Raw genomic sequence first — 17913 nt, forward strand, 5'->3', positions numbered from 1 at the left:
TTCTATTTCTGGTGTCGGATGCGTGGGTTGGCCACGCCGTACAGGATGTCGACGATGAAATTGGTGGTGATGACCAGGCTGGCGACAAGCAGAATGCCGCTTTGCACCACCGGGTAGTCACGCCGGCTGATGGCGTCGATCAGCCATTTGCCGATGCCGGGCCAGGAGAAGATGGTCTCGGTCAGCACCGCGCCACCCATCAGCGTGCCGACCTGCAGGCCAATCACGGTCAGCACCGGTATCAGCGCATTGCGCAGCGTGTGGATGAACACCACGCGTGCGGGTGACAAGCCCTTGGCGCGGGCGGTGCGCACATAGTCTTCACGCAACACCTCCAGCATGCTGGAGCGCGTCATGCGCGCAATCACCGCCAGCGGAATGGTGCCCAGCACGATGGTTGGCAGTATCAGATGCTTGATGGCGTCCCACAGCGCACCTCCGTTCAGGCCCGGGTCGGCACGCTGGGCGCGCCAGGCGTCGATCAGCATGAAGCCGGTGTCGGGCGGTATGTCGAATGCCAGGTCGATACGGCCGGACACAGGCGTCCAGCCCATGCCGCTGGAGAACACCATGATCAGCACCAGGCCCCACCAGAAGATGGGCATGGAGTAGCCGGTGAGCGCCAGCGTCATCACCCCGTGGTCCAGGATGGAGCCGCGTTTTACCGCCGCCGTCACGCCCGCCACCATGCCCACCACCAGGGCGAACAGCAGGGCCATCAGCGCCAGCTCCAGCGTGGCGGGGAACAGGGTTTTGAACTCGGTCCAGACGGGGATCTGCGTCTTCAGTGAAGCGCCCAGGTCACCCCGTGCGAGCTGGCCCAGGTAGTGAAAATACTGCACCGGCAGCGACTGGTCCAGTCCCAAGCGGTGCATGGCTTCGGCGTGCATTACAGGGTCCAGCGTGCGCTCGCCCACCATCACTTCGATGGGGTCGCCGGGGATCATGTGGATCAGGGAAAAGGTCAGCAGGGTGATACCGAAAAAGGTCGGAATCACCACGGCCAAGCGTTTGAGGATGTAGAGGAACATAGCTGCTTAAAACAAAAAAGCAAGGTAACGAACTTTGCCGTTACCTTGCTTTCTGGACTGACGATAGGGGCTTACTTCGAGCTCACACCTGCGAAGTCAAACACAGCAAACGGGCTGATCTTCAGGCCGTCCACACCCTTGGCGGTGGGCAGGCTCACCGTGGAGTGGGCAATGGTGGACCAGGGCAGGTCGCGCTTGAAGACTTCTTGCGCCTTCATGTACAGCGCGGTGCGTTCCTTTTGGTCCAGGCTGTTGCGGGCCTTCAGCACCAGGCCGTCGAACTCCTTGCTGCAGTAGCGCGCGTAGTTGTTGCCGCCCACGGATTCACAGGTCAGCAGCACGCCCAGGAAGTTGTCGGGGCTGGCGTAGTCGCCGCTCCAGCCGATCAAGCCCGCGTCTTGTTCGCCGGCTTTCATGCGCTTGAGGTATTCACCCCATTCGTAGCTGACGATCTTGGCCTTGACGCCGATCTTGGCCCAGTCGGCCTGGATCATCTCGGCCATCAGCTTGGCGTTGGGGTTGTAGGGGCGCACCACCGGCATGCTCCACAGATTGATCTCAAAGCCATCGGGGTAGCCGGCCTTTTTCAGCAGCTCCTTGGCTTTTTCGATGTTCGTGGGGGCGTTCTTCAGCGTCGGGTTGTAAGACCACAGCGAGGATGGGAAGGGGTTGGTGGCTTCCTGGCCCTGGCCTTGGTACACGGCCTCGATGATGGCCTTGCGGTTGATCGCCATGTCCAGCGCCTGGCGCACTTCCAGCTTGCCGGTGATGGGCTTTTCAGTGTTGTACGACAGGTAGCCGATGTTGAAGCCAGGCGCGCTGATGACCTTCAGCTTGGGGTCGGCCTTCAGGCTTTCCAGGTCTTGCGGCTTGGGATAGGACATGGCCTGGCATTCACCGGCCTTGACCTTCTGGGCGCGCACCGATGCATCGGTGGTGATGGCGAAGATCAGGTTGTCCAGCTTGATGTCCTTGGCGTTCCAGTACTGCTTGTTGGCCGCGTAACGGATCTGCGAGTCTTTTTGGTAGCGCTTCAGGATGTAGGGGCCGGTGCCCACGGGCTGCTGGTTGATCAGCGCGGGCGTGCCGGCGGCCAGCAGCTTGTTGGCGTGCTCGGCCGACAGGATGGAGAACACCGGCATGGCGATCTTGGCCAGCAGGTCGGGGTCGGGCTTCTTCAGCAGGAAGACCACGGTGTTGTCGTCGGTCTTGCGCACCGAGGCCACGTTCGTGTCCAGGCCGGTGTCGCCCGCGTAGGGAAACTGCACCGGGTAGGCTTTGGCGAAGGGCGTGGTCTTGTCGAACATGCGCATGAACGTGAACACCACGTCATCGGCATTGAAGTCGCGGCTGGGTGTGAAGTTCTCGGTGGTGTGGAACTTCACGCCCTTGCGCAGATGGAAGGTGTAGGTCAGGCCGTCGGGGGCGCTGTCATAGGACTCGGCCAGGGCGGGGACCACCTTGGTGGTGCCGCGCTCGAACTCGACCAGGCGGTTGAAGATGGCCATGCCGGCCGCATCGAAGGTTTGGCCGCCGGTGTACTGCGCGGTGTCAAAGCCCTCGGGGCTGGCTTCGGAACAATAGACAAGGGTGCCTGCGGCGTGGGTTGCCAAAGCGGCGGCGGTCAAGCCCAGGGCCACGACCAGTTTGCTCAGATTTTTCATGGTTCTCCAAATATGTCAAAACGCAAAGTCAGACGTGCACTGCGATGGTGCTCGCATCGTGCGGTGGAGGGATTGGTAAATACCCCAGCGTCTGCGGGCTGACATTATCAGCAGATTCCATGCCATCGTCAGACATCATGTCACTTAGGTGTCTTTGCTATGGAGTTTGTAGCTACTGGCGCAGGTGGTGTCTGCGTCGGAGGTGGATTTATTACATTTTTTACTTGGGTTGTACTTTGGCACCACCCAACAAGGGCCGCGCCATCAATGCGCAGCCGCTGGCCAGCAGCCACACCAGCGGCCAGCCCTGCAGCGCAAGCAGATGCGGTAGTGCCAGCGGCGTTACAAAGCAGACGCCGAACACGCAGGTATTCGCCATCGCCAGCGCCGTGCCCGAGCGCTGGGCGCCAGCGCAGCTGGCCAGCTGCACATAGGCCACGCCATGCCAGGCGGATACGCAGATGCCACAGATGGCCAGCAGTACCAGCAAGCCGGCGCGCAGCAGGGGCGACCCCAGCAACTGCCCGCCATCGGCCAGCGCACTGAACAGTGCCAACCCGGCAAACAGCGCGGCGCTGAGCCCGCTGCAGGCCCGCAAATAGGCCGGGCGGTTGCGCTGCCGGTCCGTCCAGCGGCCGCTCCAGACGCGCATCACCATCGCGCCGACTTGCACCAGCGCCATCGCCGCGGTGATGGTCGCCAGGCCGGCATGGCCGTAGTCGTGCAGGAACACGGTGCCGAAGGACAGCACGGCAAACTGCGGCGCACACAGAATGCCGATGCCGGCCACGGTGCGCCAGATGCGCGGGTTACGTAACGGGCCATGTAGCGGCTCGCTGCGGGCGGCGGCGGTGCTGGGTTTGGCGTGCGGAACCAGCGCCGGCTCGTGCACCCAGGCCCAGGTCAGCAGCGCGGCCAGCAGGCACAGCACGGCCAGCAGGCTGTAGATCGCGGCAAAGCCGTGCTGCAGCGCCAGCGCCGGCAGCAGCAGCGCGCCGATGCCGCCGCCCAGCGGCACGGCGGTCTGGCGGATGCTCATCGCCAGGCCGCGTTCGCCGTCGGCAAACCACAGCATCACCGCCCGGCCGCTGGCGCCGTTCACGCTGCCGCCTAGCAGGCCCACCAGCACCAGGCCGCCGGCCAGCAAGCCCAGCGGTGGAATCTGCCCGCCCGATGGAGCCGCCCACAGCGCCATGGCTGCCAAGGCCAGTGCGGTGCTGACCAGGCCGGTCAGCAGCACCGGGCGGTCGCCCCAGCGGTCGGTCAGCAGGCCCCAGGGCAGTTCGCTGATGGCGATGCCCAGGCCCATTAGGCCCAGCACCAGGCCCAGCGTCGCGTTGTCGAGCCGGTAGCCGTCGCGCATCAGCACCGCGGTCATCGGGATGCCGCTGAAGGCTACGGAAAAAGCCGCATTCGCGGCAACGCCGGCGGCCAGCACCTTCCAGCGGTGGCGCGGCGGCGGGCAGGTGACAAGTGGGGTGGAAAGAGTCGCTTGGTGTGTCATGCGGCGGATTGTGGGCGGCGCAGACTGTTTTGAAAATCAGAAAATAGTAGACTGATCATTTTGAAAATCGGGATGATTGCCATGGGCCAGATCACCTACGACATAGACATGCTGCGCAGCTTCTCCACCGGCATCGCGCTGGGCAGCTACGCCCGCGCGGCGGACCGGCTGGGCCGCTCCACCTCGGCCGTCAGCGCGCAGCTGAAGAAGCTGGAATCGCAGTCCGGCACGCCCTTGCTGCGCAAGTCCGGCCGTGGGCTGGAGCTGACGGATGCTGGCGAAACCCTGCTGGCCTACGCCCACCGCCTGCTGGCACTGAACGACGAAGCCGTGGCCGCCGTGCGCGGCACCGACCTGCAGGGCCGGGTGCGCCTGGGCCTGCAGGAGGATTTGGGCGAGGCCGTGCTGCCCGAGGCGCTGGGCCGCTTCGCCCGCGCCCACCCCAAGGTGCGCATCGAGGCCTGCGTGGCCACCAGCGCGGTGTTGCGCGAACGGCTGGCGCTAGGCCAGTTGGACCTGGCGATGTTCTGGGATGTGGGCTTAGACGCTGCCGATGCGCGCACCGACAGCGTGCTGCGCCTGCCACTGCAGTGGATAGGCCCGGCCGACTTGACTGCGCTGGAGGCTCCGTGGTGGCAGCAGCTGCAGAAGTTGGGGCGGGGCGCGCAGGGCGGCTTGCAAGAGCCGATACCCCTGGTCGTCGTCGATGCCCCATGCCCACTGCGCGACATCGTCACCACCACCCTGGAACGCGCCGGCATGCCCTGGCGCTACGTGTTCACCAGCTCCAGCCTGGCCGCGCTGTGGGCCGCCACCTCGGCCGGCCTGGGCCTATGTGTGCGTACGCCGTTCGGCCTGCCGGCCCATGTGCGCACGATCGAACGTACTGGCACAGTGTTGCCGGCGCTACCGCAGATCACCCTGGCCCTGCGCCGCGCCAGCAACGAGCCTGAGCCGCCGGTGCAGCGCTTGGCGGAATTGCTGACCGAGTCGGTGCAGCAGAACGTGCGGGGGAGAGTGCCGGGGGGGCGGGATTTGCGGGTGCTGGTTAAGGGGTAATTTTCTTTTCTTCCCCGCTGAGGTCGAGCGGCTTGGGCCGCTGCAACTCCGCGCCATCCGGTATGGGATAGGACGGCAGGACTTCCAAGTCCAAGCCCCCCGCAATCACTTTTTCGGAAAAGGTGGTGAGGTGGTCTATCCCGCAAACGAACAGCAAGGGCCATATGTCCATAGCACGGACCCGTCGTAACCATTCCTCCTCCCGTCGCCCATACCGGACCATCTGCTCCGCCTCCAAATCTTCGGCGGGCACGTCAGGCAGTTTTAAAAACGCCCGCCTCGACGGGTCTGTCTCGATTGAGACGGCACCAATGAGCACGCGTTCTTCCTGAGTAGGATCACAATACCGATGCGGAATTCCGACTTCGCTCGCTACTGTTTCAGGGATCGAGCCTCGCTTCGGTCGCCCCGGCCAGTCGTTGACAGTCTGCAAATCCATCTCTTCGCCGATTGCAGCGATCGCATGGCTTGTGCAGATAGCTCGAAGGTGGTCCGTAAAGGCAGTAAGCACTTCAGTCTTGATGCGAGGAGATGCCTCCTGCAATGGGTGCTGTGTGCCAAGTAGAAATATTTTCATGAGCAAATGCCCGCCATCATCGCAGGGGCGTTTCCCTGTCCAGCGTTCCTTGCAAGTTAAATTCCGGCTCATCGGCGAGAAGCTGACCAAGCTGACGATAAAGCGATTCGGAATCGATGTCGTTGTCCAATAGTTTCAAGAACTGTAACAACTATGCTCCGCTCGACATCTGGATTGGCTGGGCCACGCACCTTGAATGGTCCGTCGAGTAAGGGTTGAATAGGCTCAAGAAAAGCATCCTTTGGGCTATGCCATTGGGCCCTCAGGATTGCGTGCCCGTCGCCCCTCCACCCTCATCCCGCAAATCGCTTCCGGTATTCCACCAGGCTCACCCCCAGCCGGCGACCAAATGCCCGTCTGAAGCCGTCCACATTGGCATACCCCACAGCATCGGCCAGCCGCTTGGCGGGCCAGTCTGATTCTTCGGCCAGGCGGCGGGCTGCGTCTATGCGGGCGTTTTCTACAAACTCGGCGGGCGTGGTTCCGGTCTCGTCGCGGAAGATGCGGGCAAAGCTTCTTTCGCTCATGCCGGCCTTGGACGCCAGCAGCGGCACGGACAGATCGTGCTTCAGGTTCGCCAGCACATAGTCTTGCAGCTCGCGCACATTGGATCGCTCCGCTGTCTGTGCCGCCAGGTGGGCGCTGAACTGGCTCTGCCCGCCCGGGCGCTTGAGGAACATCACTAGCTCGCGGGCCACGCGTAGCGCAAGCTCGCGGCCATGGTCCTGTTCTACCATCGCCAGGGCCAGGTCCATGCCGGCGGTGACGCCTGCGGATGTGAACAGCTTGCCGTCTTGCACGTAGATGGCGTCCGCTTCGACATTGGTATTGGGGTAGGCCGCTGCCAGGCGGGCAGCCGAATTCCAGTGGGTTGCGACCCGCTTGCCGTCCAGCAGCCCGGTGGCCGCTAGCACGAAGGCGCCGGTGCAGACGGAGCCATAGCGCCGCACGCTGCGCGCCTGCCGTCTAAGCCAGTCTTGCAGTGGCTGGTCGCTGGCCATGTCCTCGATATTCGGGCTGCCCGCGACCAGCAAGGTGTCGATAGGCCCGCGCTGTGTGGCCACGGTGGCGTCGACGGCCAGGCGCAACCCACCGCTGCTTTTGAGCATGCCTTCTTCGGTGCCAATGACCTGCACCTGGTAGGCGTTTGGATTGCCGAGCTGGCGCGAGGCTTCGACGAAAACGTCTGCGGGCCCTGCAACATCCAGCAGCTGGAAACGGGGAAAAGCGAGTATGGCGATACGCATGGCAGACATTGCCCAATGATTGGCAGAAAACGCCTTATGTCGGCGCAGACAGTGGGCGGAGTCTGGCAGAAAATATATGTTTATGCAAATTCAGCCAAAAGGTTCGTCGTGCCAAACCTGTCCATCACTCCGTCCCTGAACCCGTCTCTCGACGCGTCCGCTGTGCGCCATTCGCCGCCTGCCGCAGCGTCGATCCGCAACCTGCCGGTCAATTTGTTTGGCGCGGTGATGGGACTCAGCGGGCTGGCCCTGGCCTGGCGGCTGGCGCACAGCAGCCTGGGGGTGCCGGCCTGGATCGGCGAGGGTGTAGGCGCATTCGCCGTGGGTGTTTTTCTGCTGCTGGCCTGGGGCTATGTGACGAAGCTGGTGAAGCATCCGCAGGCGGTGCTGGCTGAGTTTCAACACCCGGTGAGCGGCAACTTCTTTGGCACCATCGCGATCTCGTTGTTGTTGCTGTCTGCCATTGCCGGTCCGTATAGCCCGGAGGCTGCCCGCGCTACCTGGACCGTGGGTGTGCTGACAACTTTTGCGCTGTGCTACCTCGTGGTCTCGCGCCTGCTCAATGGCCAGGTGGACGCTTCGCATGCAGTGCCGGCCTGGATTGTGCCGTGCGTGGCCACGCTGGACATCCCGGTGACTGGCGCACAGATACCCATGGCCTGGGTGGCTGAGGTGAACTTACTCGCCGGTGCGGTCGGCGCCGTGCTGGCGTTGGTGCTCTTCGCGATGATTATTAGCCGGCTGGTGCACCGCGACCCGCTCGTGCCGGGCATGATGCCGTCGCTGATGATTCTGGTGGCGCCGTTTGCGGTGGGCTTTCTTGCCTACAGCAATATCGTGGGCGGAGTAGACCGCTTTGCTGCGCTGCTGTTTTACTTTGCGCTGTTCATGTTTGCCGTGGTCGCGCCTAAGGTGTTCCGCCCCAGTGTGAAATTTTCTGCGGGGTGGTGGGCGATCAGCTTCCCCATGGCTGCGCTGGTGAATGCTGCGTTGAGGTACGCGGAGTTGCGTGGTAGCGCACCGCTCTGGGTTCTTGCCACGGTGTTGCTGGGCGCGCTCAGCCTGGTCTTGGCGGTCCTTACCCTGCGAACCCTAAGGAGCGCACTTGATGGGACGTTGTGCAAGTAATTAGTTCTGGCGTTGCTGGCACTTAATCAAGCAAGCGTGCCGCAAGTATGTCCATGCTCAAGCGGACGCATTCGTTCAAATCTTGTATTCCCGTATTGAAGGACAAATGGGGGGACTGTGGCGCTTCATACGGGGCGCTGATTCCGGTAAAGCTGCTAATGTCGCCACTGCGTGCCCGACGGTAGAGGCCTTTGGGGTCGCGGGCCTCACATATCTCCATGGGGGTCGCCATGTACACCTCAATGAACCGTGTCGGACCTATGGTTTGGCGTGCCAGGTTCCGGTCATCGCGGTACGGAGATATCAGCGCAGCAATGGCCAGAGTTCCTTCGTCATTCAATTGACGGCACAAGTTGGCGACGCGGCGAATGTTTTCACGGCGATCTTCCCGCGAGAAGCCGAGATCGCGGCTCAGCTGTTGACGTATCAGGTCGCCGTCCAGTACTTGGCACGAAGCCCCATCCGCAGTGAGTGCTTCAGCCAGCGCTTGAGCCAAACTGGTTTTACCTGAGGCGCTGAGCCCAGTCAGCCAAAGAGTACAAGCTAGCTTTGACATTCTTACTCCTGTTCGATCGGACCAACCGAGGAAGGCAAACTTTGACGATTGTGAACACATCCAGATGCGGCCCGCGTGCCAGAGATGCCAAACGGCGCTGATTGATTTTCTGAACGGTGATGCTATGGTCGTTCCATCTTCGATATTGACAATTTAAATGGCAATTCGAGGTGTGTTTTATCCTCAATATTGGGGATGCGGACTCGCTGCTACTCTGGTCCTCCTCACCTCTGTAGCAGAGTCCCCATTGCAGTTTTTGAGCATGTGCGACATGCTAAACAACGTTTGGGGCAAGTTGGTTTTTATTACGCATTCCGTGGTTTCCTGACGTTGCTGCAGGAAAGATGTTTTGCGAATTAATTGTTGGTTTCAACAGCAGACAGGAGGTCTGATGGCCGAATCGGGAGTCCATCCCAATCCCCATATCCTGATCGTTGACGACGAAGCGGTGCACATGCGCGCTTTGTGCGATATTTTGGGTAGCCACGACTATAGGACAACCGGTCTCGTCTCTGGAGAGGTTGCGCTGGAGTTGCTGCAAACAGAGACATTCGATTTGTTGCTATCTGATCTGATGATGCCTGGCATCAACGGTATTGCCTTAGTGCAAGCGGCAATCAAGATGGACCCCAATCTCGCCTGCATCATCATGACGGGTGAGGGCTCCATCGCTTCTGCGGTGCAGGCAATGAAAGTCGGAGCCCATGACTACATTGTCAAACCTTTCAAGATAGCGGTCATTCTTCCCGTCCTTGCGCGCGCACTGGAGACGCGGCGGTTGCGTATCGAAAACGCGATTTTGGAGCAGCGCCAACGGACCCATGCTGCTGAACTCAACATATTGAACCGAGAGCTGGAGGCGGCAAAAAAAGAGGCGGAACGCGCCAATCAGGAAAAATCAAAATTCCTGTCGCATATGAGCCATGAGCTACGCACGCCGCTCAATGCCATTCTTGGATTTGCACAAATCCTGAAATCAGAGTCAATTCCATCGACACTTGAAGAAAAGAGAAAATTTGCTACGCATATTGAAAGTGCGGGAAAGCATTTGCTCACATTAATTAACGGTGTTCTCGATATTGCGCAGGTTGAATCAGGGAATATATCTATTTCATTGGAGTTGATTCCCTTGGCGCTCATTTTTGATGAGTGTCAGACAATGATAGGACCCATAGCAGAAAAATATAAAATTGGAATGACTTATCCGGAGAATATTGATCTGTTCGTGTTCTCTGATAAAACACGACTGAAGCAGGTATTGATAAATTTATTATCAAATGCAATCAAATACAACACAAAACATGGAACGGTCACAGTATATTGTCAACCCATAAAAACTGACCGCATTCGAATTTCTGTAGTGGATACTGGGATTGGACTCAGTTCCGAGCAATTAAAAGAAATATTCCAACCATTCAATCGTCTTGGACGAGAGAAATCTCAGGAGGAGGGCTCTGGAATTGGTCTTGCCTTCACTAAAAAAATAATAGAAGCCATGCATGCGGAAATTGGCGTTAACAGTGCCGTAGGTCTCGGTAGCACTTTTTGGATTGAGCTTCCGGTTAATAAATTAACCGCGCCAGTATCGAATGATTTTGTTGGTGAACCAAGTTAATTGCTTGGATGTGAGGCTATTCGCTGTCCAATAAGTTTTTTTGTATTTGTAACGATTATTCGGGTGGTTGAGATCTTGCAGACCGAATGCAACGATCTGGTTTTTTGTCGATGAGGTATGGTTGTTTAATATTTTAAAAGGTGGAACTTATGGAAAATAAATCTGCTTTAGAAGATGCAAAAATAAATCGCTGGCAAAAGGGGCGGCAAAAATTATTCAAATCGGTATCGCCTGAAGGAAAGGTTGTTAAATATTTGGGAAAAGAATTTTTAGTTTACCCAAATACATTTTGGCCATTTACGGATAGCAAGCCTCTGGTGAAAAATTTCCACGTGCAGAGTGGAGAGAGCGTACTGGATGTTGGAACGGGGTCAGGTGTTATTGCTATTTTTTCTTGCTATCAAGGGGCGGGGAAGGTGGTTGGAGTTGATATTAATCCTGCTGCAATTAAAAGTGCAAAATATAATGCCAAATCTCATGGTTTTGAGAAAATCATGAAGGTTGTTAAGTCTAATTTGTTTGATAACCTGAAGGGTCAAAAGTTTGACGTTATTACGGCGAATATTCCATTTAGAGATAAATTTGCCCACGATATAGTTGCCAGGGCACAATGGGACACGGATTTTCAAACAAACACACGTTTCTTTGCAGAGGTTGGAGAGCATTTGAATCCAAATGGTCGTATATATTTTATACATTCTAATTTTGGAGAAACGGAGCGAGTAAAAAAACTTGCCAAAGAGGCTGGATTTTCCGTGAAGGCGATAGGGCGTGAATCGGCCGATAAATCAGAAACCAAAGTGTTTCACGCGTTTCTTATGAAGAGAGTGGCAAAAGTGGAATGATGCCGGGTGATCTCATCAAGGCCGTGAATGCAGCTCGAAATATTCAGAATTCCGAGCTGAATGTTTTGGTGAAAAGAGTTGCTGTAATTTTGTGTAGCCCTCGATCAGGGTCAAGTTTGTTAAAAAATACATTGGAATCACATCCGAGTGTTGCTTCATTGGATGGTGAGATTGAGCCTTTTCTTGTATTAACAGAAAATGGCTTTGGTTATAACTCGGATAGTGATGCGATTGATTATTTAAATAACAAAAAATGTTTGATTGACAATATTTTCGACGGGCTTTCTATATTTTCGGATGATGTTCCCGGTGCAAATTTTCTGGTAAAGAAATATGCAAAAAGATTTTTGTTGCAATTTCCTGTGAAGTTTTCGAAGAGTGCTGGCTTTGAGGATCTTCTTCGCATTTTACGCAGTATTTTTGATGAAAATAGAAATTGGGCTCATATAGAAAATGAGCGTGATCTAGATAAATTTGTTCTATCCAAGGTTTTTGAGAATGAGGCTTGGCGAATCAATTATTACGATGGAAATTTATCTGCAAATGAAAATCTCTGGTTTGATGAGTGCTTAAAAATTGAGGAGCCCCCATTTGTCATGCCAAGAATTAAACGGAGACCATTTGGTGCTGAGGATGTGGAGAGTAAAGTTTTGCTTTTTAAAACTCCACCGGATGTTTACCGAATCGGAATATATGAGGATATTTTTCCGAATGCCATCGTTAAATATATTCACTTGACGCGTGGGTATGCGCAGTCTGTCAATGGCTTAATGGATGGTTGGTTGTCTCCTGTGGGGTTTTTTTCCCATGACTTAAGAAAATGTGGGCTAAGTTTAAATATCGAGGGTTACTCTGATTGCGTTCCGTTTGGAAAATCGTGGTGGAAGTTTGATTTGCCACCGAATTGGAGAGATTTCCAAAATGAAAAATTGGAGAATGTTTGCCTTAATCAATGGTTGTCTTCACATCAAGCTATTATCTCTAGTGGTGTAGATGCTCTTCGGGTTGCTTTTGAGGATTTTTTGATGACACCACACGCGGTGGTTAAAAGAATTGAAAAATACTTAGGGTTACATGAAATGGAAGTCCTAAAAGATCTCCCTGTTTTAATGGCAACCGAGACTCCAGCACTGAAGCGATGGAGAAAAAGGAATGATTTGCTGCTTACGCTAGGTCGCCGAGAAGAGGTTGCTAGCATGATGGGCTCGTTGGGTTATGAGATGAACTCGGAAACCTGGTTATGAACAATCATTTGATTGTTCCGTTCTTAATGGGGCAAAGACGTGATGGTCTTTGTCGTCTTCGAGAGTTAGACGATCATGTTTGGGACGTGCTTGCTGTTTCTGAACTGGACAAAGTAAGTATTGATGATCCAGATGAAAAGCTACGAAGAATGGGTGGGATTTATCATGTGCTATCAAATAAAGTGAAAGAATTGGCAAGCATGGGTTTGCGTCCCATTAGCGTTGCTGGAGATTGCGTTTCTACATTGGGTGTTTTAAGCGGTTTGCAAAAGGCTGGAAAAACACCAGATCGTATTCTTTGGTTGGATGCCCATGGTGATTTTCATACTTGGGAAACATCGATCACAAAATATATTGGAGGTATGCCACTGGCTATGTTGGTTGGTCGAATTGAGCAGGGCGGTTCCCATTATGAGGCCCTAAATTCGATGTTTGCGAATATCGGTTTTACCCCTTATGCTGAAAATAAAATCATATTATCAGATGCCCGCGATCTTGATGCTTCTGAAAAAGATGCATTGCACAATTCGGAAATTACTGTTTGTGGTATTTCGGAGGTTCTCAAGAATTTTAATTCCGATGAAAGCCTATATATTCATTGGGATACCGATGTGGTGGATGCAGAGGCGGAAACTCCTGCTCTAAAGTATCATGTGAAAAATGGCCCAACGTATTCAGAGATTGAGGCTCTTTTTAAAACTCTTTCTTTTGCAAATATTGTTGCAGTCTCCGTGTCTGCCTGGCATGAAGAAAAGGATGTCGGAAATAAGGCGGCAATCGCCTGTTTAAAGGTTATAAATGCTTTGAGGGCACCTCGATGATGAAAGAGATACAGACACCTGGTATGCGAAAAGCCTCCATATTTATGCTGGTGGGCGGAGTTAGTTTGTTGTTGGCCGTGTTGTTTGGGGTTTTTATTTGGTTCAAATATGCATCTCTGGTGTCGGCGAATTTGCAGTCCGAGCAAGTTGTTTTGGCCGTGAATACTGAATATGTGGGTAGTTGTTCCGTCATTGTTGCCCAGGAAGAGGGTTTTTTTAAAAATGAAGGACTTCAGGTTTCAATTAAACCTTATACCAGTGGAAAAGCTGCCATGGCAGCGATTACTCAAAAGAATGCTGATTTAGGTACGGTTGCCGATATTCCTGTAATGTTTGCTGGTTTGGATGCAATCCCAATTTCTGTAATTGCAACAATTTTTTCGGGAGAAAAAGACCATGGAATTGTTGGCAGAAAAGACAGAGGAATCAATGCGCCTAGCAATCTAAAAGGGAAAAATGTTGGTGTTCCTCTAGGTACATCGGCTCACTTTACTTTGGATGCATTTCTCAATCGGCAAAAATTGCTGGCAACTGAAGTGACTGTGCATAACTATAAGCCGGAAGAATTACCTGCTGCCCTTGCAGAAGGAAAGGTGGATGCAGTTGCTATATGGGAACCATATTTAGGCAGTGCGATGGAGAAACTTGGAAATAATGGTGTTGTTTTTTATGGCCAAGATGTATATGAAAGCATCTATAACATGGTTGGAACGCAGAACTATATTTCGCAGCATCCTGAAACTGTGAAGAAGGTTTTAGGTGCATTGATTCATGCCGCGAAGATATGCAACAATAATCCAGAAGTTGCTCAGAAAATTGTTTCTAAGGCTACAAAAATACAAATTGAAAAATTGAGGGCGGATTGGTCGTCATATCAGTTTGATATTGTTTTGGATCAAGGATTGATATTGGCATTGGAGGATGAGGCTCGCTGGGCTATAAAGAAAAAAATGACCGATAAACTGAAGGTGCCAAATTATTTGAATAATATGTATATTGGCGGATTGGAATTCGTCAATCCATCCGCCGTGACAGTTATTCATTGAGAGTTTTACCGTGAAAATCTCTACACGACTAAAACTTATTGAGCTATTTTGTGGGATAGTGGTCGCCATCATTGTGGGCGTTTTACTATTTACAACTTCACAAATGAAGAGGGAGCTTGTAAAAAATGAGCAAGCCGGTGAGGTTTTACGTGCAGTTACCGCTCTCCGATATCTCTCGATGGAATATGAGCTTCACCATGAAGAGCGTGCACAGGAACAATGGCAATTGAAGTCTGCTTCTTTTTCAAAATTTCTTGCGGAAACGATGGGCTCAAATGATTTAGATGATGCAGAAATTATTGGAGATCTTCGACGCAACCAAGAAGACGTTGGAAGATTGTTCGGTTTATTAGTGGCGAATCGCCATGAACTCGAAAACGATCAGGGTCGAAGAGAAATACTTGAGGAGTTGGAGTCCAGATTGTCTGGACAGATATCAAACAAAACCCAAGCCATGATTTCTGACGCTTTGGTTTTGTCGGAGCGTAGTCGCAATGCTGTGCTTGATGCGCAACACAGAGCGAATGTTACGGTGATTGCGTTTGGCCTGTTGGTTGTGCTGGCTATTGCTTTTACTATCTTTATCACGTTGAGAAGCGTAACGCGACCGCTCGAGAGACTTCGTGAAGGCACGAAGGTGGTTGGTGAAGGTAATCTTGATTTTGTCTTAGGCGCGGCTTCGCAAGATGAAATTGGCGAACTCGCTCGTGCGTTTGACGGCATGACGGAAAAATTGAAGTTAACCACCGTTTCACGAGATGAACTGCTCAACGCCAATGAGACGCTCGCATCTGAAATTCTGGTTCGTCAACAGGCTGAGCAAAAGGCACATGCGCAACTTGAGCGGTTGAATCTGCTGCATCAGATTACCCGTTCTACGGGCGCACGCCAAGATTTACGAAGTATCTTTCAGGTGGTTATCCGTAGCCTGGAGGACCAACTGCCGATGGATTTTGTCTGCCTCTGCGTATACGACCAACCACAAAATGTGCTGATCGTTACCTGTGTGGGACTGCGCAGCGAAGCGCTGATGCATCAACTCTCTTTAGAGGAAAACGCCCGCATTTCCATAGACACAAATGGCCTATCCCTGTGCATGAAAGGGCAACTGGTATACGAGGGTGATATCAGTGGAGTAGATTTTCCTTTTCCACAACGTCTAGCCAAAGGTGGTTTGCGCGCATTGGTGATGGCTCCGCTGCTGGTGGAAAGTACGGTGTTTGGTGTCTTGGTCGTTGCACGACAACAGCCGAACAGTTTTAGTAGTGGTGAGTGTGAATTCCTACGGCAATTGTGTGAGCACGTTGCGCTCGCTGCCAACCAAGCGCAGTTGTATACCGCTTTGCAGCAAGCCTATGACGATCTACGTCAGACGCAGCAATCGGTGATGCAGCAAGAACGGTTGCGTGCGCTGGGTCAAATGGCCAGTGGGATTGCGCACGATATCAATAATGCTATTTCTCCAATCGCGCTATACACGGAATTGCTGCTGGAAACTGAGCCCAACCTGAGCAACCGTGGCCGCAACCATTTGGAGGTGATCCAGCGGGCCATTGACGATGTGGCCGCAACGGTCGCTCGGATGAGGGAGTTTTATCGGCAACGTGAAACGCAGCTAACTTTGAGTCCGGTAAATGCCAATCTCCTGATCCAGCAGGTGGCCGACCTGACGCGAGCACGCTGGAGCGATATGCCACAGCAACGGGGTGTTGTGATTGAGCTGCGGACCGAACTTGACCCTGATCTTCCTTTCTTTATGGGAGTCGAGGGTGAAATACGGGAGGCATTGACGAATCTCATTTTCAATGCGGTCGATGCAATGCCTGATGGTGGCACGCTGACACTTCGCACCAGGGTTGCGGGGGTTGAGGACCGGGATAGGCAGATCGTCTCAAGACATGTGTTTATTGAAGTGAGCGATTCTGGGATCGGGATGGATGAGGATACGCGTAAACGTTGCTTGGAGCCATTTTTCACGACAAAAGGAGAGCGTGGAACAGGATTGGGGCTGGCAATGGTCTATGGCATGGTGGAGCGGCACAGCGCCAGCGTCGAATTGGAGTCGAAATTGGCCGTCGGGACAACGGTGCGTTTGGGCTTTCTTGTTCCTTCAGATGTTGCAGAAACTGCATCTCATGCCGACGAAAAGAGTGCGCCGTCACATTTGCGGATACTGATCGTGGACGACGACCCTTTGGTGCTGAGATCGCTGCGCGATATTTTGGCGTTTGATGGGCATACGGTGGTTTCTGCTGATGGTGGTCAAGCCGGCATTAATACGTTCCATAGTGCACAGGAGCAGGGCGAGTCATTCGCGATTGTGATTACGGACCTTGGAATGCCTTATGTAGATGGGCATAAGGTCGCTACTGCCATCAAATATTTGTCGCCGTCAACGCCCGTGATATTGCTGACGGGTTGGGGGCAGCGATTGGTTTCTGACGGCGTTGGACCCGCGAACGTGGACTGTGTGCTGAGCAAGCCGCCCAGGCTCAGAGAGCTGCGCGGAGCGCTGATCAAACTTGTTCCCACCAGCAACAGCACACTTTGATGGAGTTGAGTGTTTGCCGGGTTGAATTCCAGCCGCTGGTGAATTAGCCAATATTCGTCAAGTTGCTAAGGCTTGCCCATGGGGGCCCGTTGGGCATGGCTGCACCGCCGTAGATTACGTTGGCGCTGCCCATGTCGGAAGCGGGTCGGTATGACCTAGCCGCTCTCAACCCCGGAGGGGGCGTGGCAGTTCACCCCGCTTCACCCTGCAGTAGGCACACCGTCCATCAGGTTGTGTTTGTCAAACGCCTTGCGGGCCAGGGCAACCAGCTGCTTGTCCGTGGGGTGGTCCACTATCTCATAGCCGATGATGTGCTGCGCGGTCGCGGGCTTGTGTTTGTCGGCATAGTGGCGAAAGTCGGCGATGGAGGTATGTGAGCCGGTGACCAGCACCTGGCTGATGCCGTCCAGCACATCGCATACATGGCCAAAGAACTCGTGCTGCGAGCGTACGGCGCTGCCGTGCTGGGCAGTGTCGTAGCTGTGGGAGTGGAGCTTTTGCGGTAGCACCTGCTCGGCATCGAACTGGATGACCTGGGCGGATTGGTGGTCGGTCCAGACTACGGCGTGGAATAGTGGCATGTCAGAGTTTCCTTTCAAAAATGGAGGCACAGGCCACGCAGCGCAGGGCTTCGGGCTCAATCATCAAACGTGCAAATGGGATGGGTTGTGCGCAGTCCACGCAGATGCCAAAGCTGTCGTCCTGCAGGCGCTGCTGGGCACGCTGCACGGCAGCCAGTTCAGCCGAGTCCATATCGGACAAAGCGGCTTCGACCTCGCGGTCGTTTGCGTTGGCCGGGTAGGCGCTGCTGTTTTGTGGGCGCTCTGCCAGCGTTGGGGCCAATGCGGCCAGATCTTGCCGGTGGTCGGCCAATTCACCCTCCAGCGCAAGGCGGCGTTCTTGCAATACGCGGTTCAGGGTGGCCCGTTGTTCCGGGGTGAGGTGTTGCATGGTGGGACTCCTTGGACCTGATGGTCCTCCTATGCACCTGGGGCCACACTGATGCAGATCAAGGCATGGCGAAA

16 protein-coding genes are annotated in these 17913 nt (G+C 54.5%); 8 read left to right on the forward strand and 8 right to left on the reverse strand.

The window, feature by feature from the left end; all coding sequences use genetic code 11:
* Nucleotides 1–2 precede the first annotated feature (2 nt).
* The 3 genes from AC07VY_RS05510 to AC07VY_RS05520 all read right to left on the reverse strand — a co-directional run bounded on the left by AC07VY_RS05510 (nucleotide 3) and on the right by AC07VY_RS05520 (nucleotide 4199).
* Nucleotides 3–1031, reverse strand: coding sequence for an ABC transporter permease subunit (locus AC07VY_RS05510; protein WP_495096449.1), 1029 nt, complete (start codon nucleotides 1029–1031; stop codon nucleotides 3–5).
* Nucleotides 1032–1102: 71 nt separating this feature from the next.
* Nucleotides 1103–2695 carry an ABC transporter substrate-binding protein gene (locus AC07VY_RS05515; protein WP_495096448.1) on the reverse strand — a complete coding sequence of 531 codons (1593 nt, stop codon included), beginning with the start codon at nucleotides 2693–2695 and terminating at the stop codon, nucleotides 1103–1105.
* A gap of 220 nt (nucleotides 2696–2915) precedes the next feature.
* Nucleotides 2916–4199 (reverse strand): MFS transporter, encoded by a 1284-nt coding sequence (locus AC07VY_RS05520; protein ID WP_495096447.1) that lies wholly within the window; start codon nucleotides 4197–4199, stop codon nucleotides 2916–2918.
* An 81-nt stretch (nucleotides 4200–4280) separates the two neighbouring features.
* Here AC07VY_RS05520 and AC07VY_RS05525 point away from each other — a divergent pair, with 81 nt between their 5' ends.
* Nucleotides 4281–5258, forward strand: a complete 978-nt coding sequence (locus AC07VY_RS05525) for a LysR substrate-binding domain-containing protein (RefSeq protein ID WP_495096446.1) — start codon at nucleotides 4281–4283, stop codon at nucleotides 5256–5258.
* Here the strand turns inward: AC07VY_RS05525 and AC07VY_RS05530 are convergent.
* On the reverse strand, nucleotides 5248–5835 hold the full coding sequence (locus tag AC07VY_RS05530) for a hypothetical protein (protein ID WP_495096445.1): 588 nt from the start codon (nucleotides 5833–5835) through the stop codon (nucleotides 5248–5250). The genes AC07VY_RS05525 and AC07VY_RS05530 overlap by 11 nt on opposite strands.
* 293 nt (nucleotides 5836–6128) lie before the next feature.
* Nucleotides 6129–7082, reverse strand: coding sequence for a GlxA family transcriptional regulator (locus tag AC07VY_RS05535; protein ID WP_495096656.1), 954 nt, complete (start codon nucleotides 7080–7082; stop codon nucleotides 6129–6131).
* Between the two features lie 117 nt (nucleotides 7083–7199).
* Between AC07VY_RS05535 and AC07VY_RS05540 the strand changes: the two genes are divergently transcribed.
* Complete coding sequence (locus tag AC07VY_RS05540; RefSeq protein WP_495096655.1) at nucleotides 7200–8210, forward strand: SLAC1 anion channel family protein; 1011 nt, start codon at nucleotides 7200–7202, stop codon at nucleotides 8208–8210.
* A 22-nt stretch (nucleotides 8211–8232) separates the two neighbouring features.
* Here AC07VY_RS05540 and cysC read toward each other — a convergent pair whose 3' ends face one another.
* Nucleotides 8233–8766: an adenylyl-sulfate kinase gene (gene cysC, locus AC07VY_RS05545; protein ID WP_495096444.1), complete on the reverse strand. Its 534-nt coding sequence runs from the start codon at nucleotides 8764–8766 to the stop codon at nucleotides 8233–8235.
* A 391-nt stretch (nucleotides 8767–9157) separates the two neighbouring features.
* Between cysC and AC07VY_RS05550 the strand changes: the two genes are divergently transcribed.
* The 6 genes from AC07VY_RS05550 (at nucleotide 9158) to AC07VY_RS05575 (ending at nucleotide 16888) form a co-directional block, all read left to right on the forward strand.
* Nucleotides 9158–10381 (forward strand): sensor histidine kinase, encoded by a 1224-nt coding sequence (locus tag AC07VY_RS05550; RefSeq protein ID WP_495074511.1) that lies wholly within the window; start codon nucleotides 9158–9160, stop codon nucleotides 10379–10381.
* A gap of 149 nt (nucleotides 10382–10530) precedes the next feature.
* Nucleotides 10531–11226: a methyltransferase gene (locus AC07VY_RS05555; protein WP_495074510.1), complete on the forward strand. Its 696-nt coding sequence runs from the start codon at nucleotides 10531–10533 to the stop codon at nucleotides 11224–11226.
* Nucleotides 11226–12470: a hypothetical protein gene (locus AC07VY_RS05560; protein ID WP_495096443.1), complete on the forward strand. Its 1245-nt coding sequence runs from the start codon at nucleotides 11226–11228 to the stop codon at nucleotides 12468–12470. Before AC07VY_RS05555 ends, AC07VY_RS05560 begins: the two co-directional genes overlap by 1 nt.
* Nucleotides 12467–13291, forward strand: a complete 825-nt coding sequence (locus AC07VY_RS05565; protein ID WP_495096442.1) for an arginase family protein — start codon at nucleotides 12467–12469, stop codon at nucleotides 13289–13291. The genes AC07VY_RS05560 and AC07VY_RS05565 overlap by 4 nt, the downstream gene beginning before the upstream one ends.
* Nucleotides 13288–14337, forward strand: a complete 1050-nt coding sequence (locus tag AC07VY_RS05570) for an ABC transporter substrate-binding protein (RefSeq protein ID WP_495096441.1) — start codon at nucleotides 13288–13290, stop codon at nucleotides 14335–14337. The genes AC07VY_RS05565 and AC07VY_RS05570 overlap by 4 nt, the downstream gene beginning before the upstream one ends.
* A gap of 10 nt (nucleotides 14338–14347) precedes the next feature.
* Nucleotides 14348–16888 (forward strand): hybrid sensor histidine kinase/response regulator, encoded by a 2541-nt coding sequence (locus AC07VY_RS05575; RefSeq protein WP_495096440.1) that lies wholly within the window; start codon nucleotides 14348–14350, stop codon nucleotides 16886–16888.
* 200 nt (nucleotides 16889–17088) lie between these two features.
* Here AC07VY_RS05575 and AC07VY_RS05580 read toward each other — a convergent pair whose 3' ends face one another.
* Nucleotides 17089–17469 carry a hypothetical protein gene (locus AC07VY_RS05580; RefSeq protein ID WP_495074505.1) on the reverse strand — a complete coding sequence of 127 codons (381 nt, stop codon included), beginning with the start codon at nucleotides 17467–17469 and terminating at the stop codon, nucleotides 17089–17091.
* A 1-nt stretch (nucleotide 17470) separates the two neighbouring features.
* On the reverse strand, nucleotides 17471–17839 hold the full coding sequence (locus AC07VY_RS05585; protein ID WP_495096439.1) for a TraR/DksA family transcriptional regulator: 369 nt from the start codon (nucleotides 17837–17839) through the stop codon (nucleotides 17471–17473).
* Nucleotides 17840–17913: the final 74 nt, after the last annotated feature.

Source organism: Rhodoferax sp. GW821-FHT02C08 (assembly GCF_059421805.1).